Source organism: Telluria mixta (assembly GCF_029223865.1).
GTDB classification, from domain to species: Bacteria; Pseudomonadota; Gammaproteobacteria; order Burkholderiales; family Burkholderiaceae_D; genus Telluria; species Telluria mixta.
In genome coordinates, this window is record NZ_CP119520.1 from 946,050 (window position 1) to 967,967 (window position 21,918).

Annotated in this window: 22 protein-coding genes; 8 read left to right on the forward strand and 14 right to left on the reverse strand. The window is 64.8% G+C overall.

Annotated features, from left to right (window positions below):
- The 3 genes from P0M04_RS04220 to P0M04_RS04230 form a co-directional block, all read right to left on the reverse strand.
- Positions 1-774, reverse strand: coding sequence for a hypothetical protein (locus P0M04_RS04220; protein WP_259448604.1), 774 nt, complete (start codon positions 772-774; stop codon positions 1-3).
- 116 nt (positions 775-890) lie between these two features.
- On the reverse strand, positions 891-1,997 hold the full coding sequence (locus tag P0M04_RS04225; RefSeq protein ID WP_259448603.1) for an S-(hydroxymethyl)glutathione dehydrogenase/class III alcohol dehydrogenase: 1,107 nt from the start codon (positions 1,995-1,997) through the stop codon (positions 891-893).
- 61 nt (positions 1,998-2,058) lie between these two features.
- Positions 2,059-2,697 (reverse strand): ANTAR domain-containing response regulator, encoded by a 639-nt coding sequence (locus tag P0M04_RS04230; RefSeq protein WP_259448602.1) that lies wholly within the window; start codon positions 2,695-2,697, stop codon positions 2,059-2,061.
- A 291-nt stretch (positions 2,698-2,988) separates the two neighbouring features.
- On the opposite strand from P0M04_RS04230, the gene P0M04_RS04235 reads away from it, so the two are divergent.
- The 6 genes from P0M04_RS04235 (at position 2,989) to P0M04_RS04260 (ending at position 9,614) form a co-directional block, all read left to right on the forward strand.
- A complete protein-coding gene (locus tag P0M04_RS04235; protein WP_259448601.1) occupies positions 2,989-4,560 on the forward strand; it encodes a S8 family serine peptidase in 1,572 nt (523 codons plus the stop codon).
- 121 nt (positions 4,561-4,681) lie between these two features.
- Positions 4,682-7,480 (forward strand): valine--tRNA ligase, encoded by a 2,799-nt coding sequence (locus P0M04_RS04240; protein WP_259448600.1) that lies wholly within the window; start codon positions 4,682-4,684, stop codon positions 7,478-7,480.
- A gap of 70 nt (positions 7,481-7,550) precedes the next feature.
- Positions 7,551-8,084 (forward strand): DinB family protein, encoded by a 534-nt coding sequence (locus tag P0M04_RS04245; protein ID WP_259448599.1) that lies wholly within the window; start codon positions 7,551-7,553, stop codon positions 8,082-8,084.
- 67 nt (positions 8,085-8,151) lie between these two features.
- Positions 8,152-8,583: a hypothetical protein gene (locus tag P0M04_RS04250; protein ID WP_259448598.1), complete on the forward strand. Its 432-nt coding sequence runs from the start codon at positions 8,152-8,154 to the stop codon at positions 8,581-8,583.
- A gap of 81 nt (positions 8,584-8,664) precedes the next feature.
- Positions 8,665-9,108 carry a DUF2147 domain-containing protein gene (locus P0M04_RS04255; RefSeq protein ID WP_259448597.1) on the forward strand — a complete coding sequence of 148 codons (444 nt, stop codon included), beginning with the start codon at positions 8,665-8,667 and terminating at the stop codon, positions 9,106-9,108.
- Positions 9,109-9,206: 98 nt separating this feature from the next.
- Positions 9,207-9,614, forward strand: coding sequence for a hypothetical protein (locus tag P0M04_RS04260; protein ID WP_259448596.1), 408 nt, complete (start codon positions 9,207-9,209; stop codon positions 9,612-9,614).
- A gap of 5 nt (positions 9,615-9,619) precedes the next feature.
- Here P0M04_RS04260 and ruvB read toward each other — a convergent pair whose 3' ends face one another.
- From ruvB to tyrS, 10 genes are all read right to left on the reverse strand, one after another.
- Entirely contained in the window at positions 9,620-10,687 is a 1,068-nt protein-coding gene (gene ruvB, locus P0M04_RS04265; protein WP_259448595.1) for a Holliday junction branch migration DNA helicase RuvB, read from the reverse strand.
- A gap of 48 nt (positions 10,688-10,735) precedes the next feature.
- Positions 10,736-11,314 carry a Holliday junction branch migration protein RuvA gene (ruvA, locus tag P0M04_RS04270; protein WP_036235449.1) on the reverse strand — a complete coding sequence of 193 codons (579 nt, stop codon included), beginning with the start codon at positions 11,312-11,314 and terminating at the stop codon, positions 10,736-10,738.
- 16 nt (positions 11,315-11,330) lie between these two features.
- The gene (ruvC, locus tag P0M04_RS04275; protein ID WP_259448594.1) at positions 11,331-11,876 is read right to left on the reverse strand and encodes a crossover junction endodeoxyribonuclease RuvC; all 546 of its coding nucleotides are present in this window, start codon (positions 11,874-11,876) and stop codon (positions 11,331-11,333) included.
- A gap of 95 nt (positions 11,877-11,971) precedes the next feature.
- Positions 11,972-13,558: a bifunctional phosphoribosylaminoimidazolecarboxamide formyltransferase/IMP cyclohydrolase gene (gene purH, locus P0M04_RS04280; RefSeq protein ID WP_259448593.1), complete on the reverse strand. Its 1,587-nt coding sequence runs from the start codon at positions 13,556-13,558 to the stop codon at positions 11,972-11,974.
- A 94-nt stretch (positions 13,559-13,652) separates the two neighbouring features.
- On the reverse strand, positions 13,653-13,886 hold the full coding sequence (locus tag P0M04_RS04285) for a helix-turn-helix domain-containing protein (RefSeq protein WP_056447956.1): 234 nt from the start codon (positions 13,884-13,886) through the stop codon (positions 13,653-13,655).
- A gap of 79 nt (positions 13,887-13,965) precedes the next feature.
- Complete coding sequence (gene dusB, locus P0M04_RS04290; RefSeq protein WP_259448592.1) at positions 13,966-14,991, reverse strand: tRNA dihydrouridine synthase DusB; 1,026 nt, start codon at positions 14,989-14,991, stop codon at positions 13,966-13,968.
- A 131-nt stretch (positions 14,992-15,122) separates the two neighbouring features.
- A complete protein-coding gene (locus P0M04_RS04295; RefSeq protein WP_259448591.1) occupies positions 15,123-15,797 on the reverse strand; it encodes a histidine phosphatase family protein in 675 nt (224 codons plus the stop codon).
- Positions 15,798-15,855: 58 nt separating this feature from the next.
- Complete coding sequence (locus P0M04_RS04300) at positions 15,856-16,530, reverse strand: YbhB/YbcL family Raf kinase inhibitor-like protein (protein ID WP_259448590.1); 675 nt, start codon at positions 16,528-16,530, stop codon at positions 15,856-15,858.
- 58 nt (positions 16,531-16,588) lie between these two features.
- Positions 16,589-17,047, reverse strand: coding sequence for a D-aminoacyl-tRNA deacylase (gene dtd, locus P0M04_RS04305; RefSeq protein WP_259448589.1), 459 nt, complete (start codon positions 17,045-17,047; stop codon positions 16,589-16,591).
- Entirely contained in the window at positions 17,044-18,318 is a 1,275-nt protein-coding gene (gene tyrS, locus P0M04_RS04310; protein WP_259448588.1) for a tyrosine--tRNA ligase, read from the reverse strand. Before tyrS ends, dtd begins: the two co-directional genes overlap by 4 nt.
- Before the next feature lie 170 nt (positions 18,319-18,488).
- Between tyrS and P0M04_RS04315 the strand changes: the two genes are divergently transcribed.
- Positions 18,489-19,847 carry a peptidoglycan DD-metalloendopeptidase family protein gene (locus tag P0M04_RS04315; protein ID WP_259448587.1) on the forward strand — a complete coding sequence of 453 codons (1,359 nt, stop codon included), beginning with the start codon at positions 18,489-18,491 and terminating at the stop codon, positions 19,845-19,847.
- Positions 19,848-19,918: 71 nt separating this feature from the next.
- Positions 19,919-21,010 carry an anhydro-N-acetylmuramic acid kinase gene (locus tag P0M04_RS04320; protein WP_259448586.1) on the forward strand — a complete coding sequence of 364 codons (1,092 nt, stop codon included), beginning with the start codon at positions 19,919-19,921 and terminating at the stop codon, positions 21,008-21,010.
- A 3-nt stretch (positions 21,011-21,013) separates the two neighbouring features.
- Here the strand turns inward: P0M04_RS04320 and P0M04_RS04325 are convergent, their stop codons facing one another.
- Complete coding sequence (locus tag P0M04_RS04325) at positions 21,014-21,916, reverse strand: LysR family transcriptional regulator (RefSeq protein WP_259448585.1); 903 nt, start codon at positions 21,914-21,916, stop codon at positions 21,014-21,016.
- Positions 21,917-21,918: the final 2 nt, after the last annotated feature.

Sequence of the window (21,918 nt, forward strand, 5' to 3'; positions counted from 1 at the left end):
TTACGCTTGCGGCGCGGGCCGCGCCAGGCCCTTGTCCAGCGCTTCGCGGATCAGGGCGCGCACGGTCTTGTCGGCCGAGCGGCTTTCCGCATCCATGCGCTTGCCGAGGGCATCCATCTGCTTGCCCAGCGCATCCATCGGTTTGCCGGCATCGTTCATGCGGCGGCCGATGTCGTCCATCGAATGCTGCGCGGCGCGCTGGCTGTCGGATTGCGTCGCCGCGGCCATCTGCCGGTTCAGGTCCGCCATCTGCCGGTTCAGGTCGGCCATCTCGCGGTTCAGGCGCGCCTGGCCGGCTTCGTCGGCGCCGGCCATGCGGCTGCCGACGTCGCCCATCTTGCCGCCGACGTCGTTCATGCGGCGCTCGATCGAGCGGATCTTCGACTCGTCCGGCTTCATGCCCGCGCCAGCGCGTTCCATGTCCTTGCCGAGGGCGTCCATCACCTTGCCGTGCTTGTCCATCTCGCGGCCGTAGACGTCCATCTCCTTGCCGAGCTTGTCGACGGGTTCCCATGCCGCGCGCGCCCGCGCCAGCACGGTCGGATCCTGCACGACGTACTGCTTGCCGCCGTCGCGGAACCATAAGAAGTCGCCGCTGATCTGCTTGCGCAAGCGCTTGACGCTGGACCAGTCGGCGCTGTCGCCTGTCATGCTTGTGCCGCGTTCGCCGTCGCGCACGAGTGCATAGGGCTCGCCGCGGTCGGCGGCGTGGGTGGGAAGTGCGGCTGCCAGCGCCAGGCCGGCGACCGCGACGAGATGCTTAATACGAGACATGTTTTCCTCCGTGTGGACGCGCGTTGCGATGACAGCACGATAGCGTCGGGGACGCTGCGCCGCGACGTGCGTGCGATGAACTGCACGAAACGCGGAACAGACGGAGGAAAAGCCTGTTAAAACACCACGACGGAACGGATCGACTCGCCCTTCTTCATGAGGTCGAAGCCATCGTTGATCTGGTCGAGCGTCAGGTGGTGGGTGATGAGATCGTCGATGTTGATCTTGTTCTCCATGTACCAGTCGACGATCTTCGGCACGTCCGTACGGCCGCGCGCGCCGCCGAACGCGGAACCCTTCCATACGCGGCCCGTGACGAGCTGGAACGGACGCGTCGCGATTTCCTTGCCCGCTTCCGCCACGCCGATGATGATCGACTGGCCCCAGCCCTTGTGGCAGCACTCCAGCGCCTGGCGCATCGTCGTGACGTTGCCGATGCATTCGAACGAGTAGTCCGCGCCGCCGTCCGTCAGCTGGACGATGGTGTCGACGACGTTCTCGACTTCCTTCGGGTTGACGAAGTGGGTCATGCCGAACTTGCGCGCCATCTCTTCGCGGCCCGGGTTGATGTCCACGCCGATGATCTTATCCGCGCCGACCATCTTGGCCGCCTGGATCACGTTCAGGCCGATGCCGCCCAGGCCGAACACGACGACGTTCGCGCCCGCCTCGACCTTCGCCGTGAAGATCACGGCACCGATGCCGGTCGTGACGCCGCAGCCGATGTAGCAGATCTTGTCGAACGGCGCGTCCGAACGGACTTTCGCCAGCGCGATTTCCGGCACCACGATGTAGTTCGAGAAGGTGGACGTGCCCATGTAGTGGTAGATCGGCTTGCCGTCCAGCGAGAAGCGCGACGTCGCATCCGGCATCAGGCCGCGGCCCTGCGTCGAGCGGATCGCCTGGCACAGGTTGGTCTTCTGCGACAGGCAGAATTTGCACTGGCGGCATTCCGGCGTGTACAGCGGGATGACGTGGTCGTCCTTGCGCAGGCTCGTCACACCGGGGCCGACGTCGACGACGACACCGGCGCCTTCATGGCCCAGGATCGCCGGAAAGATGCCTTCCGGGTCGGCCCCGGACAGCGTGTAGTAGTCGGTATGACAGATGCCAGTCGCCTTGACCTCGACGAGCACCTCGCCCGCCTTCGGGCCTTCGAGCTCGACCTCTTCGATCGTCAGCGGTTTCCCTGCCTGCCATGCAATCGCGGCCCTGGTTTTCATGTTTACGGTCCCTGGAAGATGATGAAAGAAAGTTCGGCATGATACCAAGCCGGCAAAAAACCTACTTACCCTTCAACCGTCCCGCGAACGCCCCGTGCAAGCTGTTTAGTAATTCCTCAGCCGACACAAGCTGCTCGGCCACTTCGTTGATCTTGCGCCGGCTCGAGCGCGCATGGTCGCGCAGCACTTCGAACGCCGTATTGCGGTCCGTCTGGTAGCGCGCCATCAAGAGGCCCACGGCCAGGCTCGTCTCGCGGCCCGCCGCCAGCGCGGCGTTCAGGTTCGCTTCGGTGCGGCGCAGCTGGCGGATCTCGTCGGCGCGGGCGAGCGCGGATTCGAACGCGGGCATGAGCCGCGCGGCGTCGACCGGCTTGACGACGAAGCCGACGGCGCCATGGCTGGCGGCCTGGCGGGCCGTCTCGGCATCGTCCACCGACGACAGGAACATGAACGCGACTGACGTGTGGTCCTTCAGGCGGCGCGCCAGGTCGAGGCCGGACATGCCGGGCATGCTGATGTCGAGCAACGCCAGGGCGATGTCGGCTTCGCGTTCGGCCACGCGCTGCAGCGCTTCGGCGGCGGATGCGGCCGTCATCGTGTCGTAACCGGAATGGTCCAGTACGGTCTTCAGGTAGTCGAGCAGGAGGGGATCGTCGTCGACCAGCAGGATCAGTCGGCGGGAAGGTGCGGACGCGCTCATTGTTATGGTTCTCGCAGCGTGAGGTTGCACGCGACCGTTGCGGCGCGCGGTCGCATGGGCGCCTGCGGCGCGCCAAAAATATAGCACGTTGACAAGCGCTCTCGTCAAAGAAATTCACAATGTCTGCGCTTACGCAACAACTGTTGCGCACGATTGAAATCCGGTTGCATATGTATAACTTCTCAAAATAAACTGATTTTCGCTGCCCAATACGGGTAGCGGACAACCAATAAGCATGCGGTCCACAAGGCCGGCTGCCATAACGATATTTCTTAGACGGAGAAAACACCGATGAATCAGAAATACACTCGCGCATCGAAGATGGTCCCGGCCCTCGGGCTGTGCGTGGCGGCCCTGGCCGTCGCGTTCTCGGGCAGTGTGTCGGCCGCGCCCGACACGACCCGCGTGATCGTCGCCTTCAAACCGGGCTCGGCAGCCAACATCAAGTCTGCCGTCGCGGCCGCAAGGGGCACGGTCAAGCTGGAAATCTTCAATACGAACGCGATGGCTATCGAAGTACCGACGGCCGCACTGCAGGGCCTGCAGCGCAATCCGAACGTCGAGTACGTCGAGGAAGACGTGGTCCGCAAACCGTTCGCGCTGAAGCAGGCCTCGATTGGCGCATCGTCGACCGCCCAGGTGGTGCCGTACGGCATCAAGCAAGTGCAGGCCGACCAGCTGTCGGATGCGAACACGAGCAACCGCAAGATCTGCATCATCGACTCGGGCGTCGATTTCAGCCATGAAGACCTGAAGGACAACGGCACCAACGTCACCGGCGAATACGATTCCGGCACCGGCTGGTGGTACACGGACGAGACCCACCACGGCACCCACGTGTTCGGCTCCATCGCGGCCGTCAACAACGGCCTGGGCGTCGTCGGCGTGAACCCGAACAAGCAGCTCAAGCTGCACATCGTGAAGGTGTTCGGCAAGGATGGCGCGTGGACCTATTCGTCGACCCTGGCCAACGCGGCCAACAAGTGCGATGCCGCGGGCGCGAACGTCATCACGATGTCGCTGGGCGGCGGCGCGCGCAGCGTCACCGAACAGCGCGTCTTCGACAACCTGCAGACCAAGGGCGTCCTGTCGATCGCGGCAGCGGGCAACGACGGCAATTCGACGACGTCCTACCCGGCCGGTTACGCCAGCGTGATGTCGGTGGCGGCCGTGGATGAAAACAAGGTCGTCGCCTCGTTCTCGCAATACAACAAGGACGTCGAGATCGCCGGTCCGGGCGTGGCCGTGCTGTCGACCGTCCCGATGGGCACCGGCGTCGACACCGCGCTCACCGTCGGCTCGACGAACTACGCGTCGTCGGCGATGGAAGGCTCGCCCGTCAAGACCGCCACCGCGCCGCTGGCCGATTTCGGCATCGGCGACAAGGTCAACACGGCCGTCTCCGGCAAGGTCTGCCTGATCCAGCGCGGCACCATCGACTTCGCCACGAAGGTCTCCAACTGCCAGAGCAGCGGCGGCGTGGGCGCGATCGTGTACAACAACGTGGCCGGCGGCTTCGGCGGCACGCTGGGCACGACCGTCACCTCGATCCCGTCGCTGACCGCATCCGACACGGACGGCGCCGCGATGAAGACCCAGCTGGGCCAGAGCGCGACGGTGGCCGTGACGGCATCGAACTACGCCTACTTCGACGGCACCTCGATGGCCACGCCGCACGTGTCGGCCGTCGCCGCGCTCGTGTGGAGCTACTTCCCGACCTGCACGGGCGCCCAGATCCGTACGTCGCTGGACAACAGCGCGCTCGACCTGGGCACGGCCGGCCGCGACACCAAGTACGGCTACGGTCTGGTGCAGGCCAAGGCGGCGTACGATCGCATCAAGGCGCTGGGCTGCGGTAAATAATCCGTCGCTTAACGGCACGACAAAGGGGCGCCACGAGCGCCCCTTTTTCATTTACGGCCGCGTAATCCATCTATAATGGTCGTTTTCGAATCTCAGCCAATACAGCCACCACAGCCACATCATGGAATTAGCCAAGTCTTTCGAGCCAGTCGACATCGAACAATTCTGGCGCACGGAATGGGAACAGCGCGGTTACTTCGCCGCGTCGATGGACGACGGCAAGCCGTCGTTCAGCATCCAGCTGCCGCCGCCGAACGTGACGGGCACCCTGCACATGGGGCACGCCTTCAACCAGACCGTCATGGATGGCCTGACCCGCTACTACCGCATGCGTGGCTTTAACACCGCGTGGATCCCGGGCACCGACCACGCCGGCATCGCCACCCAGATCGTCGTGGAGCGCCAGCTCGACGCGCAGAAGATCTCGCGCCACGACCTGGGCCGCGAAGCCTTCGTCGAGAAGGTCTGGGAGTGGAAGGAAAAATCGGGCAGCACGATCACGGGCCAGATGCGCCGCCTGGGCGCCTCGGCCGACTGGAACCGCGAATACTTCACGATGGACGAGCCGCGCTCGAAGACCGTCACCGAAGTGTTCGTGCGCCTGTTCGAACAGGGCCTGATCTACCGCGGCAAGCGCCTCGTCAACTGGGACCCGGTGCTGGGCACGGCCGTCTCCGACCTCGAAGTGGTGTCGGAAGAAGAAGACGGTTCGATGTGGTACATCCAGTACCCGCTGGCCGACGGCAGCGGCCACCTGACCGTCGCGACGACGCGTCCGGAAACGATGCTGGGCGACGTCGCCGTCGCCGTCGACCCGACCGACGAACGCTACACGCACCTGCATGGCAAGATGCTGAAGCTGCCGCTCGTCGGCCGCGAGATCCCGGTCATCGCCGACAGCTATGTCGACAAGGCGTTCGGCACCGGCTGCGTGAAGATCACGCCGGCGCACGACTTCAACGACTACGCGGTCGGCCAGCGCCACAACCTGCCGATGCCGTCGATCATGACGCTCGACGCGAAGATCACGGACGACGCGCCGGAAGCCTACCGCGGCCTCGACCGCTTCGAGGCGCGCAAGAAGATCGTCGCCGACCTGGAAGCGCAAGGCCTGCTGGAACAAGTCAAACCGCACAAGCTGCAGGTGCCGCGCGGCGACCGCACGGGCGTCGTCATCGAGCCGATGCTGACGGACCAGTGGTTCGTCGCGATGAGCAAGGCGGCGCCGGAAGGCACGCACAATCCGGGCAAGTCGATCACCGACGTGGCGCTGGAAAAAGTCGCGAGCGGCGAAATCAAGTTCGTCCCGGAGAACTGGACGACCACGTACAACCAGTGGCTGAACAACATCCAGGACTGGTGCATCTCGCGCCAGCTGTGGTGGGGCCACCGCATCCCGGCCTGGTACGGTCCGAACGGCGAAGTCGTCGTGGCCCGCACCGACGAGGAAGCGCAGCAGAAGGCGGCGGCCGCTGGCATCACGGGTGAACTGAAGCGCGACGACGACGTGCTCGACACGTGGTTCTCGTCCGCGCTCGTCCCGTTCTCGACGGTCGGCTGGCCGGAGCAGACGAAGGACATGGAGATGTTCCTGCCCTCCTCCGTGCTCGTCACCGGCTTCGACATCATCTTCTTCTGGGTCGCGCGCATGGTCATGATGACGGCGCACTTCACCGGCAAGGTCCCGTTCAAGACCGTGTACGTGCACGGCCTCGTGCGCGATTCGTCGGGCCAGAAGATGTCGAAATCGAAGGGCAACACGCTCGACCCGATCGACCTGATCGACGGCATCGACGTGGAATCGCTCGTCGCCAAGCGCACGACGGGCCTGATGAATCCGAAGGCCGCGGAAAAAATCGCCAAGGCGACGCGCAAGGAATTCCCGGACGGGATCCCGGCATTCGGCACGGACGCCGTGCGCTTCACGATGGCGAGCTACGCGTCCCTCGGCCGCAACATCAACTTCGACCTGGGCCGTTGCGAAGGCTACCGCAACTTCTGCAACAAGCTGTGGAACGCCACCCGCTTCGTGCTGATGAACACGGAGGGTAAGGATTGCGGCAAGCCGGACGCCGCCGACTATTCGCAAGCCGACCGCTGGATCATCTCGCGCCTGAACCGCGTCGAGCTGGACGTGGCGAAGGGTTTCGAGGACTACCGCTTCGACAACATCGCGAACAGCATCTACAGCTTCGTGTGGGACGAGTACTGCGACTGGTACCTGGAACTCGCGAAGGTCCAGGTCCAGCAAGGCACGGAAGCGCAGCAGCGCGCCACCCGCCACACCCTGCTGCGCGTGCTGGAAGTCGTGCTGCGCCTCGCGCATCCGATCATCCCGTTCGTCACCGAAGCGCTGTGGCAGGCCGTCGCGCCGCTGGCCGGCAAGACCGGTGACACCATCATGCTGCAGCCGTACCCGATCGCCAACGAGTCGCTGATCGACGCGGATGCGGAAGCGTGGATGGACCAGTTCAAGAAGGTGACCGACGCGACCCGCAACCTGCGCGGCGAAATGAAGCTGTCGCCGTCCGTGCGCGTGCCGCTGATCGTCGAGCCGGCGAACGACGCCGACCGCGCGGCCGCCCAGGGCTTCGCGCCGTACGTCGCGCTGCTGGCCAAGCTGTCGGAAGTGCAGATCGTCGACGCGCTGCCGGATTCGCCGGCCGCCGTCGCCATCGTCGGCACGACCAAGCTGATGCTGAAGGTCGAGATCGACGTCGCCGCCGAGCGCGAGCGCCTCAAGAAGGAGATCGCCCGCATCGAAGGCGAGATCGCCAAGGCGAACGGCAAGCTGTCGAGCGAAAGCTTCGTCGCCCGTGCACCGGCGGCCGTCGTCGCGCAGGAACGCGAGCGCCTGGACAACTTCAGCGCCACCCTGGCCAAGCTGAACGAGCAGTTCGCCAAGCTGCCGCCGGCCTGATGCCGCACGTTCTCCCATGAACGACGCGCCGGCTCGACACCGGCGCGTTTTTTTTTATCGGATCACATTCATGACGACTTCCCACTTCGCACACCTGGCCGCCTACAACGAATGGATGAACCGGAAGCTGTACGGCGCGGCCGCCGCGCTGCCGGCGGAGCGCCTGCACGAGGACCGGGGCGCGTTCTTCGGGTCGATCTTCGGCACGCTCAACCACCTCGTGATCGCGGACCTCATCTGGTTCAAGCGCATCGCCGCAGGGGTGCCCGGCCTCGCATCGCTGCAGTGCCTGGACGAGCTGCCCCGGCCGGCGTCCCTGGACCAACGCCTGTGCGCGACGCTGCCCGAGCTGGACGCGCTGCGTCTGAAGCTGGACGCAGTTATCCTCGCCTTCAGCGCCGAGGTGCAGCCCGCCCAGCTTGACGGCGCGTTCACGTGGACCTCCATGAAAGGCATCGCCAGCACCAAGCGGCTGGGCGACGTCCTGCTGCACGTGTTCAACCACCAGACGCATCACCGGGGCCAGGCGACGACCCTGTTCTCGCAACTGGGCGTCGACGTCGGGCCGACGGATCTGCTGCTGTTGCTGCCCGAGGTCGCGTGACAATGTGAGTAAATACAGTAGGGGCGCTTCGCTATACTCGTCCGGACTTCATCCAACGAGAGAACCTATGAAACGCCTGATCCCGCTGCTGCTTGCCGGCGCATGCCACCTGGCTGCCCACGCGGCCGGCCCCCTCCCCGCCCACGTTGCCGGCAGCTGGGGCTCGGCGCAAACCGTCATGTACCTGCAGGCCGACGGCGATGGCCTGATGGCCGGTTCCGCACCGCCGGCCAATGAGGCAGACAACGCGCGCCCCATCATCGGCTTTCCGGTCCACGCGACGCTGGACGGCGACACGCTGCTGCTGCGGCCATCCCTGCCGAACGGCGCACCGGTGGAAAACGTCGCCATGACCTGCCGCTACGACGCTGCCGCGCCCGCCTTCACGTGCACGGGTCCGGACAAGACGCCGTTCGTCCTGCACCGCCTCGGCGCGACCTTGCCGGCCGAAGCCACGTCGACGATCGCAGGCCTGAAAGCACAGCAGAACGGCTCCTGAGGCCAGCCTGGCGTTTACTGAACGACCGTGCAATTTGCTACACTGGCCGGACACGCCCTTATAAATCCAACAGGAGACCCCATGCGCCCTCTCGCCATCCTCACTCTCGCCGCCACCCTCGCCGCCCCACTCGCCTGGGCCCAGGACGCCTCGCCGGTCGGGCTGTGGAAAACCATCGACGACGCCTCCGGCAAGCCGTCCGCCCTGATCCGCATTACGGACAACCAGGGCGAACTGCAGGGCAGGATCGAAAAACTGTTCCGCACGCCGGACGAAGACCAGAATCCGAAATGCGCACTGTGCCAGGGCGCGCGCAAGGACCAGCCGATCGTCGGCATGACCATCGTCTCGGGCCTGCGCAAGAACGGCGACGAGTACACGGGCGGCGAGATCCTCGACCCGAAGAACGGTAAAGTTTACAAGAGCAAGCTGAGCGTCCACGAAGGCGGCAGGAAGCTCGAAGTGCGGGGTTATGTCGGCGTGCCGATGTTCGGGCGGTCGCAGGTCTGGTTGCGCCAGGAATAACGACTCTCGTAAATACAAAATTTGCGCGCCGTGCGCGACATCGGTGGGGCCGCTATGCTAATCTGGCGAGTGTTGCACTCACCATATACGGCATTCATATGATCTTCTTACGGCTCCTGTCGTTCCTGATCGGCATCGGCATTCCGATGGCGTTGCCGCTCGTGCTGTCCGACGTCAGCACCCGCGGCATGCCCGGCTGGCCCGTACTGGGCGGGCTGTTCGGCATGAGCCTCGTCTCCGGCAGCTTCCTGTACATCGCCCTGCTGGCGCCGCGCATGCGCCGGTCCATCATCCTGCGCGTCCTGGGTGGTGTGGTGTTGCTGCTGCCGATGGCCGCCAGCCTGGCCGTGTTGTGGACGCGCGACCAGGAAGAAATGTTGTGGGCCAGCGGCCTGCTGCTCGCGGTGTCCGTGCTGATGTTCATCAGCTTCGTCTTCCCCGGTATCCCCGACGGGCGCCAGCGCCCCATGCGCAAGCGCGAGCGGCAGGAGCCGGCGCTGTCCTGAATGAACTAGGCAGGCGGGAGGTTGTCCCACAGGTCGCCGGTCGGGCTGATGCGCGGCGCGGCGACGCCGAAATGCCGGTAGGCCAGCGGCGTGGCAATGCGCCCGCGCGGCGTGCGCTGCAGATAACCCTGCTGGATCAGGAACGGTTCCAGCACGTCCTCGATGGTGTCCGCCGCTTCGCCGATGGCGGCGGCCAGGTTGCCGATGCCGACCGGGCCGCCGGCGAACTTGAACAGCACCGCTTCCAGCAGCTTCCTGTCCATCACGTCGAAGCCGACCGTATCGACATCCAGCATGCGCAGCGCGCGGTCGGCCATCTCCTTCGTGATCTCGCCATTCCCCTTCACTTCCGCATAATCGCGCACGCGGCGCAGCAGGCGGTTGGCGATACGGGGCGTGCCGCGGGCGCGCCTGGCGACTTCGCGCGCGCCCTCCTCGTCGATCGGCGCTTCCAGCAGCGCGGCGCTGCGCGCGACGATCTTCGTCAATTCCTCGACGTTGTAGAACTCCAGCCGGGCGACGATGCCGAAACGGTCGCGCAGCGGATTCGTCAGCATGCCGGCGCGCGTGGTGGCGCCGACGAGCGTGAACGGCTGCAGGTCGAGCTTCACGGAACGCGCGGCCGGGCCTTCGCCGATCATGATGTCGATCTGGTAGTCTTCCAGCGCCGGGTACAGGATCTCCTCGACGACCGGCGACAAACGGTGGATCTCGTCGATGAACAGGACGTCGTTCGCTTCCAGGTTCGTGAGCAACGCGGCCAGGTCGCCGGGGCGCTCCAGCACGGGACCGGACGTCTGGCGCAGGTTCACGCCCATCTCGCGCGCGATGATGTGCGCGAGCGTCGTCTTGCCCAGGCCCGGCGGGCCGAACAGCAGCGTGTGGTCGAGCGCTTCGCGGCGCTTCCTGGCCGCGTGGATGAAGATTTCGAGCTGGTCGCGGATCTTTTCCTGGCCGACGTATTCGTCCAGATGCTTGGGGCGCAACGCGCGCTCGATCGCCTCCTCGTTGGGCGAGGCCGGCGCGGCATCGATAATGCGCTGCTCGGTGAAATTGTCGGTCTGGATGCTCATTACATTATCTTGAATGTCCGCGTGGGCACGGGGTGCCCACCCTACAAATTACGCCTTGGACAACGCCTTCAGCGCCAGCTTGATGCCATCGGACACACTGGTCCCGGCCGGCATGTTCTTGATGGCGATGAGGGCTTCCTTGTCAGAATACCCCAAAGCCAGCAGCGCATTGAGCACGTCTGCCTGCGCATCGTCGTGCGGCGTGCCGGCCGCGACGCCGATGTCCGCGCCCAGTTTGCCCTTCAGTTCCAGCAGCAGGCGCTCGGCCGTCTTCTTGCCGATTCCCGGCACCTTGACCAGGCGCCCCGCTTCCTGCAACGTCACGGCCTGGGCGAGGTCGTTCACAGTCATGCCGGACAGGATGGACAATGCCGTGCGCGCGCCGACGCCGGTGATCTTGATCAGCTGGCGGAACACGGCGCGCTCGTTCGCCGACCCGAAGCCGAACAGCAGGTGGGCATCCTCGCGCACGACGTAGTGCGTGAACAGGGTAACCTTTTCGCCCGTGTGCGGCAGGTTGTAGAACGTGCTCATCGGCACGTCCACTTCATAGCCGACGCCCTGGCAATCGACGAGCACTTGCGGCGGGTTCTTTTCCAGCAGGACTCCGGAGAGACGACCGATCATGGTGACCTTTCAATAATTAGACGAGGCGGCCGCGCTTCATGTGCAGCGTCGGCTTTTTCGGATTGGTCGGTGCGAGCGTGCCGATCAATGCCAGCGCATCCTGGCTGTTGGCGTGGCAGATGGCAATGCCGAGCGCATCGGCCGCGTCCGTGCCGGGCAGGCCCGGCAGCTTGAGCAGGCGCGCGACCATGTCCTGCACCTGCGCCTTGACGGCCTTGCCGGTGCCGACGACGGCCTGTTTCACTTGCGTGGGCGTGTATTCCGCCACATCGAGGTCGGCGCCGACGAGGGCCGTGATCGCGGCGCCGCGCGCCTGGCCGAGCAGCAGGGTCGACTGCGGATTGACGTTGACGAAGACTTTTTCGATGGCCGCACAGGCCGGCTGGTAGGTGGCGACGATCTCGCTGACGCCGGTCAGGATGACTTTCAGCCGCGGTGGCAGCGCGCCTTCAGAGCCCGTCTTGATGGTGCCGGACGCGATGTAGCGCAACCGGTTGCCTTGCTTTTCAATGACGCCGAACCCTGTCGTACGCAGGCCCGGGTCGATGCCGAGAATAATCATTATCGAATGTTATACCGGCGCGGGTGTTTCGTGGGAAAAATACTGTGCAAAAACACAGGTCGTGGCGACTTTGTCACCACGACCTTCACCCCCGATCAGTGACGGAAGTGACGCGTGCCAGTGTACAGCATGACCACGCCGCGTTCATCCGCCGCGTCGATCACTTCCTGGTCGCGCATCGAGCCGCCCGGGTGGATGACGCAGGTCGCGCCCGCGTCGACGACGACGTCGAGGCCGTCACGGAACGGGAAGAACGCATCCGACGCCACGGCCGAGCCCACCAGCGACAGGCCGGCGTTCTGCGCCTTGATCGACGCGATGCGCGCGGAGTCGATGCGGCTCATCTGGCCCGCGCCCACGCCGAGGGTCATGCCGCCGGCGCAGAACACGATCGCGTTCGATTTCACGTACTTGGCCACGCGCCACGCGAACATCAGGTCCTGCATCTGTTGCGGGGTCGGCTGTTTTTTCGACACGACGCGCAGGTCGCCGAGACCCACGTTCTTCGCGTCCGGCGATTGCACGAGCAGGCCGCCGCCCACGCGCTTGACGTCATACACGTTCTGGCCGTCGCCGAGCGCGATTTCCAGCAGGCGCACGTTCTGCTTGGCCGACATGATCTGCAGCGCTTCGGCCGTGAATGCCGGTGCGATCACGACTTCCACGAACAGCTTGGCGATGGCTTCCGCCGCCGGGCCGTCGACCGGCACGTTGAAGGCAATGATGCCGCCGAAGGCCGAGGTCGGGTCCGTCTTGAGGGCGCGCTGGTAGGCGTCCAGCGCGTCGGCGCCGATCGCGACGCCGCACGGGTTCGCGTGCTTGATGATCACGCAGCCGGCCGGCATGTCGAAGCCTTTCATCGACTTGACGCACTCCCAGGCCGCGTCCGCATCAGCGATATTGTTGTACGACAGTTCCTTGCCCTGCAGCTGGCGGTAGTTGGCCAGGCTGCCAGCGGCCGGCACCAGGTCGCGGTAGAACGCGGCCGTCTGGTGCGGGTTTTCGCCGTAGCGCATGTCCTGGACTTTTTCGAAGTGCAGGTTCAGCGTCTGCGGGTAAGCGGCGCGGTTGGTGTGGTCCTTGTCCGGGCCGAGGCTCGTCAGGTAGTTCGTAATGGCGGCGTCGTATTGCGCCGTGTGCGCGAACACTTTCTTCGCCAGGCGGAATTTCGTCTCGTAACCGACGCTGCCGGCCGCTTCGCCGGTACCTTTCATCTCGGCCAGCACAGGACCGTAGTCGGCCGGGTCGACGATGACGACGACGTCGCGGTGGTTCTTGGCCGCCGAGCGCAGCATGGTCGGGCCGCCGATGTCGATGTTCTCGATCGCATCTTCCAGCGAGCATTGCTCCTTGGCGACGGTGGCCTGGAACGGGTACAGGTTGACCACCACCATGTCGATCTGCGGAATGCCGTGCTCTTCCAGCTTGGCAACGTGTTCCGGGAAGTCGCGGCGGGCCAGGATGCCGCCGTGGACCTTCGGATGCAGCGTCTTGACGCGGCCATCGAGCATTTCCGGGAAGCCGGTGTAGTCGGCGACTTCGGTGACCGGCACGCCATTGTCCTGCAGCAGTTTGGCGGTGCCGCCGGTGGACAGGATGTTCACGCCGAGGGCGGACAGCGCACGTGCGAAATCGAGGACGCCGGTTTTGTCGGAAACGGAGATGAGTGCTTGTTTGATCATGGGAGTGGCCTGTTGAAAAAAATCTGGACGGGCTCGCGCACGCCGGACAGAGGGCCCGACGCACGCCTGCACGCCCGGCCCCCTCCGCCGGCGCTTACAGCAGCCCGTGCTCCTGCAACTTCTTGCGCAATGTATTGCGATTAATACCCAGCATCTGGGCGGCATGCGACTGATTACCCTCCGCCCGCGTCATCACCACTTGCAGGATCGGTTTTTCGACGGTCAGGAGCATCATGTCGTAGATGTTCGACGGTTTCTGCTCGCCCAGGTCGTTGAAATAGTCTTCGAGGCTTTTTTGAACGACTTCCTGGATACTTTCTTTGCTCATGGTTTACAGCTTCATCCTGGTTAAATGCTGCTTTTGGCAGCGTTTGTCTCCGACGTTCTTGTTATTTTTCTTCTATTACTTAGGCGGCAATCGCGTCATCGTCAGGATGCGCGGGCCGGTATTGTAACCGGTCGCCATACCGGTGTTGTGATTTAAAGAACGCATCGACGGCAGCCAATTGCTCGGCCGTCGATTCCAAACGGTTCATGTCCTGGCGGAATTCCTCGCCGCCGGGCAGGTCTTCGACATACCAGCCGATGTGCTTGCGCGCCGTGCGCACGCCCAGGTATTCGCCATAGAAGGCGTAATGGGCCGGCAGGTGCTCGTTCATCAGTTCGCGCACTTCTTCGACCAGCGGCGGCGGCAGGTATTCCCCGGTGCGCAGGAAGTAATCGATTTCGCGACAGATCCAGGGACGGCCCTGGGCGGCGCGGCCGATCATTACCGCATCGGCGCCCGTGTAGTCGAGCACGAACTTCGCCTTGTCCGGCGTCGTGATGTCGCCGTTGGCCACAACGGGAATCCTGACGGCGGCCTTGACGGCGGCGATGGTGTCGTACTCGGCGTCGCCCTTGTAGCCGTCGGCGCGGGTGCGGCCGTGCAGGGTCAGCATCGCGATGCCGGCTTCCTCGGCCATGCGCGCGATCGTCAGCGCATTCTTGTTTTGGCGATCCCAGCCGGTGCGGAATTTCAGCGTGACGGGCACGTCGACGGCGTTCACGACGGCGTCCAGGATGCGCTGCACGAGGTCTTCGTGCTGCAGCAGCGCCGAGCCGCACCAGTTGTTGCACACCTTCTTGACCGGGCACCCCATATTGATGTCGATGATCTGGGCGCCGCGCTCGACGTTGAACTTGGCGCATTCAGCCAGGTCGTGCGGGTCGGCGCCGGCGATCTGCACGGCTTTCGGCTCCATTTCGCCCGCGTGATCCGTGCGCCGCGACGATTTCTCGCTGGCCCACAGGCGCGGATTCGACGCTGCCATCTCGGACACCGCATAGCCTGCTCCCAGCTTCTTGCACAACTGGCGGAACGGACGGTCGGTCACCCCGGCCATCGGGGCGACGAAGACATTGTTACGCAGCGTATATGGACCAATTTGCACGGCAGAAAATCACGGGAAGCGATGGGAACTCGCTATTTTACCCGAAGCGCTGCTCAATTTATCAGCACATTTTTTTACGGGATTGTTGCGCACACGCCAGAAAAGGCTTGCCAATCCCACCAGCATGCCTTTTAAGGAAGCTCGTCGAGCACGGCCGGACGCAGGTGGTCGACCTCGCCCCAGCTGCCCAGGACGAGGCTGCGATCGGCCGGGTCGAAGCGGAAACGGTTGATGCTGGCGTTATAGACCTTGAAGTCGCGCGGCGTCTCCAGCGGCAGCCCGCGCGCGAGCCGGTAGGCGCACTCCAGCACGCCGCCATGGGCAACGAGGGCGATCGTCTTGCCTGGATTCTCCACCGCCAGCGCGAGGATGGCGCCGGTGGCGCGGTCGAAGAACGACCGAAAACTTTCGCCCACGTTGCGGCCCGGCGGCAGTTGCGCATCGACATCGCGCGCCTGCCAGGCGGCGAATTCGCGCGGGAAACGCTCCTCGATCTCGCTGTACAGCAAGCCTTCGAAGCCGCCATAGCCGCGCTCGCGCAGCGCCGGGTCGATGGCCACCGTCAGTCCGCGGCGGTCGGCGACGGCCTGCGCCGTCTGATGGGCCCGGCGCAGGTCGCTCGCGATGATGAGGTCGAGGGGCTCGCCCGCGAGCGCACCCGCCAGCAGCGCGGCCTGGCGCTCGCCTTCGTCGTTCAGTGGAATGTCCAGGTGGCCTTGCAGGCGGCGTTCGGCGTTCCAGGCCGTTTCGCCGTGGCGGATGAGGAGGATATCGGTAGGTGCTGCGGATGCGTTCGTTGTCGTCATGCGGGTGCGCCGCCCCGCACCGCGGGGCGATCGTTCAAGGCGTAGCTTGTCAAAAAAATCAGGAAGGCTGGCCGATCAGGTTGCCCGTCACGTCCGGATTCAGCGAATACACGCCGAAGATCTTCGCCTCGTCCAGGATATGCCCCGTGATGGCCAGGCGCACTTCCTTGCCGGTGAACCTTCCTGCCAGCGGCAGGCGCGGAATGTCGAGGGCATACAGCGTAAAGACGTAGGTATGCACGCGTTCGTCGTTCCAGGGCGGGCACGGGCCGTCGTAGCCGTAGTATTCGCCGGCCATGTCGGGATCGTTCGCGAACCAGCCCGTGTAATCGTTGATGCCGTGGCGCAACTGGTGTTCCGTGCCGTTCTTGATGGTGAACGGCACCAGCGGCCCGCTCTTGCCGCCCGGCGTGACCATGTCGGAAAACTTGCCTTCGGCGAAGGATTTCAAACACACGGGAATGTCGACGAGGGACCAGTGGTAGAAATCCGTACGTGGCAGCGTATCGGGTACCGTCCGGCCCTCCTTGTTCACGTCCGTGCCATCCGTCGGCACGTCGATGTCGTGCACGAGCAGGACCAGCGACTGCGTCCCGGCCGGCACGTCGTCCCAGGCGATGTGCGGGCTGCGGTTGGTCGACAGCTTGATGTGGTCGCCGGGATCCATCTCAGCGAACGCGCATTTGGGCGGGATCATGTCGCCCTCGATAAAGGAATCGCTCCAGATCTTCATGTTCTCTCTCCCTGCATCCTTACCCTCTGACTCTCGCCGTGGCGCGCGGTTTCCACTTTCAAGCGGCGATACGGGGTGGATCAATATGCAGCCAGAACGTCACGGGTCCATCATTGATCAGCATCACCTTCATGTCGGCACCGAAGCGACCCGTTTCGACGATACCGTGACGCTCGCGCGCCCGGCGCACGACATGGTCGAACAGCCGACGCCCGTCCTCGGGCGGGGCGGCGGGCGAAAACGACGGGCGCGTGCCGGAGCGGGTGTCCGCCGCCAGCGTGAACTGCGGCACGAGCAGCAGGCCGCCCGCCACGTCCGTCACGCTGCGGTTCATCTTGCCGGCGTCGTCCGAGAAGACGCGGTAGGTCAGCAGCTTGGCGAGCAGCGCGTCGGCTTCCCGCTCCGTGTCGCCCTTTTCCGCGCACACGAGCACCATCAGGCCGCGGCCGATGGCACCCGTGACGTCGCCGTCGACCGTGACGCTGGCTTCGCTGACCCGTTGCAGCAGGCCGATCATGCCGTGAGGGTCACGCGGGCGAACTTGCGCTTGCCGACCTGCAGCACGAACGTACCGGCCTGGACCTGCAAGGCCTTGTCGGAGACGACGGTACCGTCGATGCGCACGCCGCCCTGGTCGATCATGCGCATGGCTTCCGAGCTGGAGGCGCACAAGGCCGTCTGGCGCAGCAGTTGCGGCAGGCCCAGCGGCGCACCGGTCACTGCCACTTCCGGCACGTCGTCCGGGATGCCGCCCTTGGAGCGGTTGACGAAGTCGGCCAGCGCATCCTCGGCCGCCTGCTGCGAATGGAAGCGGGCGACGATTTCCTGGGCCAGCGCCACCTTCGCATCGCGCGGGTTGCGGCCGCCTTCGACCTCCGCTTTCAAAGCGGCCAGGTCCTGGATCGAACGGAACGACAGCAGCTCGTAGTACTTCCACATCATCACGTCCGAGATGCTCATCAGCTTGCCGAACATCGTGTTCGCCGGTTCCGTGATGCCGATATAGTTGTTCTTGGACTTGGACATCTTCTCGACGCCGTCCAGGCCTTCCAGCAGCGGCATCGTCAGAATGCACTGCGGTTCCTGGCCGTAATCTTTCTGCAGTTCACGGCCAACCAGCAGATTAAATTTCTGGTCCGTTCCACCTAGCTCAAGATCCGCTTTCAAAGCGACCGAATCGTAGCCCTGCATTAACGGATAGAGGAACTCGTGGACGGAAATGGGAGTCCCATTCTTGTAGCGCTTGGTAAAGTCGTCGCGCTCCATCATGCGGGCCACCGTGTAGCGCGAGGCGAGCTGGATCATGCCGCGCGCGCCCAGGGCGTCGCACCATTCGGAGTTGTAGCGGATTTCCGTGCGCGCCGGGTCGAGCACGAGCGACGCCTGCTTGAAATAGGTCGTGGCGTTCGCTTCGATCTGCTCGCGGGTCAGCGGCGGACGGGTCGCGTTGCGGCCCGACGGGTCGCCGATCATCGACGTGAAATCGCCGATCAGGAAGATCACCTGGTGACCCAGGTCCTGCAGCTGGCGCAGCTTGTTCAGCACCACGGTGTGGCCCAGGTGCAGGTCGGGCGCCGTCGGGTCCAGGCCCAGCTTGATGCGCAGCGGCGTGCCGCTCTGTTCCGAACGGGCCAGTTTCTGGGCAAATTCGCTCTCGATCAGCAGCTCGTCCACACCGCGCTTGGTGATGGCAAGGGCTTCCTGGACGGCGTCGCTCAGAGGGAGAGAAGCCGGACCGGCCGCTGGCGTTGCAATTTTTGCATTACCAGAAATTTCTGGAGAAGTCATAAAAAATTTGTAGGAAAAGGACTAAAGCGGTTGTAAGACCCGGTATTTTGATATAATTCGCGATCCCGTCAATCTTGCCGCACGAAAAGTTTCAACGACAACAAGTAATAACAACGACAAAAAAATCACGGTGTCTTGGGCTGTTCAAGCGGTAAATTTTAACTGATTGCATGAACCCATTACAGAAAATCGCCGGCAAGCGCTGGTTTGGTCTGGCTGAAACGAGCCGCAAAACCCGCATCGTAGCCGGGGGTACTGCAGCCCTGGCACTGTGCGCCTTCGGCGCCACCGCAGTCGCCCCGATCGCTCCGGACGCTTCGGACATGCCGGTCAAATCAGTCGCGCAAGACCTGCAACTGCCGAACCTGGCAGACCAGATCGCCGCCCTCCAGCAAGACCAGCAGCAATTCATCCACGAAGAACGCATCCGTCCGGGTGACTCGCTGGGTTCCGTGTTCAACCGCCTCGGCATCGAAGACCAGCAAGCGCAAGCCTTCGTCCGCAGCGACAAGACCGCCCGCTCCATCCTCTCCCTCAAGACCGGCAAGCGCATCCAGGCCGAGACGGACGAGAACGGCCTGCTGCTGACCCTGCACGCGACGATCGCCGACAAGGACCAGTTCAAGACCGTCACCATCACCCGCAAGGGCGACAAATTCGTGTCGAACGCGGCACCGGCCCAACTCGAGCGCCGTGTCGAGATGCGTTCGCGCAACATCAACAGCTCGCTGTACGCCGCCACCGACGATGCCGTCGATGGCAGCCAGATCCCGGATTCCGTCGTCAACCAGATCATCGAGATGTTCTCGACGAGCATCGACTTCCGCGCGGACCTGAAGCGCGGCGACCGTTTCAACGTCGTCTACGAAACCTTCTGGCTGGATGGCGAGATGGTGCGCACGGGCCGCATCCTGGCCGGCGAATTCGTCAACCGTGGCGTCGCCTACCAGTCCGTCTGGTACGAAGACCCGGTCACCCACCAGGGCGGTTACTACAGCCTGGACGGCAAGTCGCTGAAGAAGGCATTCCTGAAGTCGCCGGTGGCGTTCAACCGCATCTCGTCGGGCTTCTCGATGCGCGTGCATCCGGTGTTCGGCACCTGGAAGAAGCACGAAGGCGTCGACATGGCCGCGCCGCTGGGCACCCCGATCAAGGCATCGGGCGACGGCGTCGTCGACTTCGTCGGCACCCAGAACGGCTACGGCAACTTTGTCGTGCTCAAGCACTGGTCCAACTACAGCACCGCGTACGGCCACATGAGCCGCTTCGCCAGCGGCCTGCGCCGCGGCCAGAAAGTGTCCCAGGGCGACGTGATCGGCTACGTGGGGACGACGGGCTGGGCAACGGGCCCGCACCTGCACTACGAATTCCGCATCGGCGGCCACGCCACCGACCCGATGGCACTGAAGAACCTGCAGCAGCAGCCGCTGACGGCGGGCGAAATGACCCGCTTCAGGATGGCCGCGGCCGAGATGTCGCACCGCTTCTCGCTGCTGTCGCCGGCCGGTAACGCGATGGCTGCACGCTGATCCTTCAGCGTCGCTGATATGAACGCCTTGCACGGCTTGCCTGCAAGGCGTTTTGCTTTTAGGAATCAATAATGGCATCCACTTTGTACATCGGCCTGATGTCCGGCACCAGCCTGGACGGCGTCGACGGCGTGCTGGCCGACTTTTCCGGCCGCGGCATCCGCACGCTGGAGGCCGCGTTCACGCCCTTCCCCGCCGGCCTGCGCGCCGAACTGATGGCCCTGCAGGCCGCCAGCGCCAACGAGCTGGAACGCGAAGCGCTGGCCGCCAACGCGCTGGCGCGCTGCTACGCCGAGTGCGTCAAGACGCTGGCCACCGCGGCGCCGGGCCCGGTCCGCGCCGTCGCCGTGCACGGCCAGACCATCCGCCACCGCCCCGAACTGGGTTTTACGCGTCAGACCAATAATCCGGCGCTGCTGGCCGAGCTGACCGGCATCGACGTCATCGCCGACTTCCGCAGCCGCGACGTCGCCGCCGGCGGCCAGGGCGCCCCGCTCGTCCCCGCGTTCCACGAAGCCCGCTTCGGCAAGCGGAACCAGGTGCGCGTCGTCGTCAATATCGGCGGCATCGGCAACATCAGCGTGCTGTATGGCGACGGCCGCGTGAGCGGCTACGACACCGGCCCCGGCAACGTGCTGATGGATCTGTGGATCGCGCGCCACCAGGGCCAGGCGTACGACGAGGACGGTGCCTGGGCGGCCACGGGCACCGTCGACGCATCCCTGCTCGACCTCATGCTCGACGAACCGTATTTCCGCCAGCCGCCGCCCAAGAGCACGGGCCGCGACCTGTTCCACGCGGACTGGCTCGATGCGAAGCTGGCGCAGCACCCGGGCCTCGATCCGGCCGACGTGCAGGCGACCCTGACACGGCTGACGGCCGTGACGATCGCCCGCGCCATCCAGGCGGAGGCAAATGCGCAAGCCGTCTACGTGTGCGGCGGCGGCGCCTACAACGGCATGCTGCTGCGCGACCTCGCCGACGCGCTCGGCGGCAACATTCCGGTCGCGTCGACGGACACGCTGGGTGTCGCGCCGAACCGCGTCGAGGCCCTCGCCTTCGCGTGGCTGGGCTACCGCTTCCTGCGCCGCCAGCCGGGCAATCTGCCGGCCGTGACGGGGGCCGCAGGGCCGCGCATCCTCGGCGCGCTGTATCCGGCCTGAACCTCAGGCGGCGCCCGCCACCAGTATCTCGATCAGCGCGCGCGACGCGGCCGACAGGTTGCGGTGGGCCGGGTAGATCACGGAAAACGTGCGCGTGCGCCCGCCCAGGCCGGGCAGTATCTCCGTCAGGCGGCCCGCATCCAGGCTCTCTTCGGCGAAGATGCGCGGGCACAGCGCAATGCCCATTCCCTGCTCCGCCAGCCAGATGACACCCATGACATCCGTCGACACGGTGACGGCGGCTGGCGGCACCCAGTCGATGTCGCGCCCGTCGTCGCGCAAGTGCCAGGGGATCACGCGGCCGGTGCTGGGACGGATGAAGGCGATGCAACGCTGGCGTGCCAGGTCGGCCAGGCCGCATAGCGGTCCCGCCGCCTCCAGGTAATCCGGCGCGGCGACCAGGCACAGCGGCGACACTTCGAGCGGACGCGCCACCATGCTGCTGCTCGGGATCGGGCCGGACCGGATGGCAAGATCAAAACCTTCCGCCACGAGGTCCACGTTGCGATTGCTGATGTCGACTTCGAGCTCGACCAGCGGATAGGCACGCGCATAGGCGGCCAGCAGCGCGGGCAGGCGTTGCCGGCCATAGCTGGTGGGCACGCTCATGCGGACCTTGCCGCTCAGTTGCACCGTCGTGCTGCGGATCGTGCGTTCCGCCTGCTCGATCTGTGCAAACGCGCCGCGCACCTCCTCGGCGTAGCGGCGTCCGGCATCGGTGAGGCTCAGGCTGCGCGTGCTGCGCCGCAGTAACTGCGCACCCAGGCGGGTTTCCAGCCGCGAAATGGCACGGCTCAGCACCGACGCCGTGGTCGACAGCACCACGGCCGCCGCGCTGAACGACCCGTGTTCGATCACGCTGAGCAACACTTCCACATCCGACAAGTGGTCGAACTTGCGGGCCATCT

Bases quoted from the DNA above. Each gene is read 5' to 3' on its own strand.
- dtd (WP_259448589.1), bottom strand. From the start codon at position 17,047: ATGATCGGCCTGCTGCAACGGGTCAGCGAAGCCAGCGTCACGGTCGAC.
- P0M04_RS04235 (WP_259448601.1), top strand. From the start codon at position 2,989: ATGAATCAGAAATACACTCGCGCATCGAAGATGGTCCCGGCCCTCGGG.
- P0M04_RS04240 (WP_259448600.1), top strand. From the start codon at position 4,682: ATGGAATTAGCCAAGTCTTTCGAGCCAGTCGACATCGAACAATTCTGG.
- P0M04_RS04255 (WP_259448597.1), top strand. From the start codon at position 8,665: ATGCGCCCTCTCGCCATCCTCACTCTCGCCGCCACCCTCGCCGCCCCA.
- P0M04_RS04325 (WP_259448585.1), bottom strand. From the start codon at position 21,916: ATGGCCCGCAAGTTCGACCACTTGTCGGATGTGGAAGTGTTGCTCAGC.
- ruvC (WP_259448594.1), bottom strand. From the start codon at position 11,876: ATGATTATTCTCGGCATCGACCCGGGCCTGCGTACGACAGGGTTCGGC.
- P0M04_RS04295 (WP_259448591.1), bottom strand. From the start codon at position 15,797: ATGACGACAACGAACGCATCCGCAGCACCTACCGATATCCTCCTCATC.
- P0M04_RS04260 (WP_259448596.1), top strand. From the start codon at position 9,207: ATGATCTTCTTACGGCTCCTGTCGTTCCTGATCGGCATCGGCATTCCG.
- P0M04_RS04220 (WP_259448604.1), bottom strand. From the start codon at position 774: ATGTCTCGTATTAAGCATCTCGTCGCGGTCGCCGGCCTGGCGCTGGCA.
- ruvA (WP_036235449.1), bottom strand. From the start codon at position 11,314: ATGATCGGTCGTCTCTCCGGAGTCCTGCTGGAAAAGAACCCGCCGCAA.
- P0M04_RS04320 (WP_259448586.1), top strand. From the start codon at position 19,919: ATGGCATCCACTTTGTACATCGGCCTGATGTCCGGCACCAGCCTGGAC.
- P0M04_RS04245 (WP_259448599.1), top strand. From the start codon at position 7,551: ATGACGACTTCCCACTTCGCACACCTGGCCGCCTACAACGAATGGATG.
- P0M04_RS04230 (WP_259448602.1), bottom strand. From the start codon at position 2,697: ATGAGCGCGTCCGCACCTTCCCGCCGACTGATCCTGCTGGTCGACGAC.
- tyrS (WP_259448588.1), bottom strand. From the start codon at position 18,318: ATGACTTCTCCAGAAATTTCTGGTAATGCAAAAATTGCAACGCCAGCG.
- purH (WP_259448593.1), bottom strand. From the start codon at position 13,558: ATGATCAAACAAGCACTCATCTCCGTTTCCGACAAAACCGGCGTCCTC.
- P0M04_RS04250 (WP_259448598.1), top strand. From the start codon at position 8,152: ATGAAACGCCTGATCCCGCTGCTGCTTGCCGGCGCATGCCACCTGGCT.
- P0M04_RS04285 (WP_056447956.1), bottom strand. From the start codon at position 13,886: ATGAGCAAAGAAAGTATCCAGGAAGTCGTTCAAAAAAGCCTCGAAGAC.
- P0M04_RS04225 (WP_259448603.1), bottom strand. From the start codon at position 1,997: ATGAAAACCAGGGCCGCGATTGCATGGCAGGCAGGGAAACCGCTGACG.
- P0M04_RS04300 (WP_259448590.1), bottom strand. From the start codon at position 16,530: ATGAAGATCTGGAGCGATTCCTTTATCGAGGGCGACATGATCCCGCCC.
- ruvB (WP_259448595.1), bottom strand. From the start codon at position 10,687: ATGAGCATCCAGACCGACAATTTCACCGAGCAGCGCATTATCGATGCC.
- P0M04_RS04315 (WP_259448587.1), top strand. From the start codon at position 18,489: ATGAACCCATTACAGAAAATCGCCGGCAAGCGCTGGTTTGGTCTGGCT.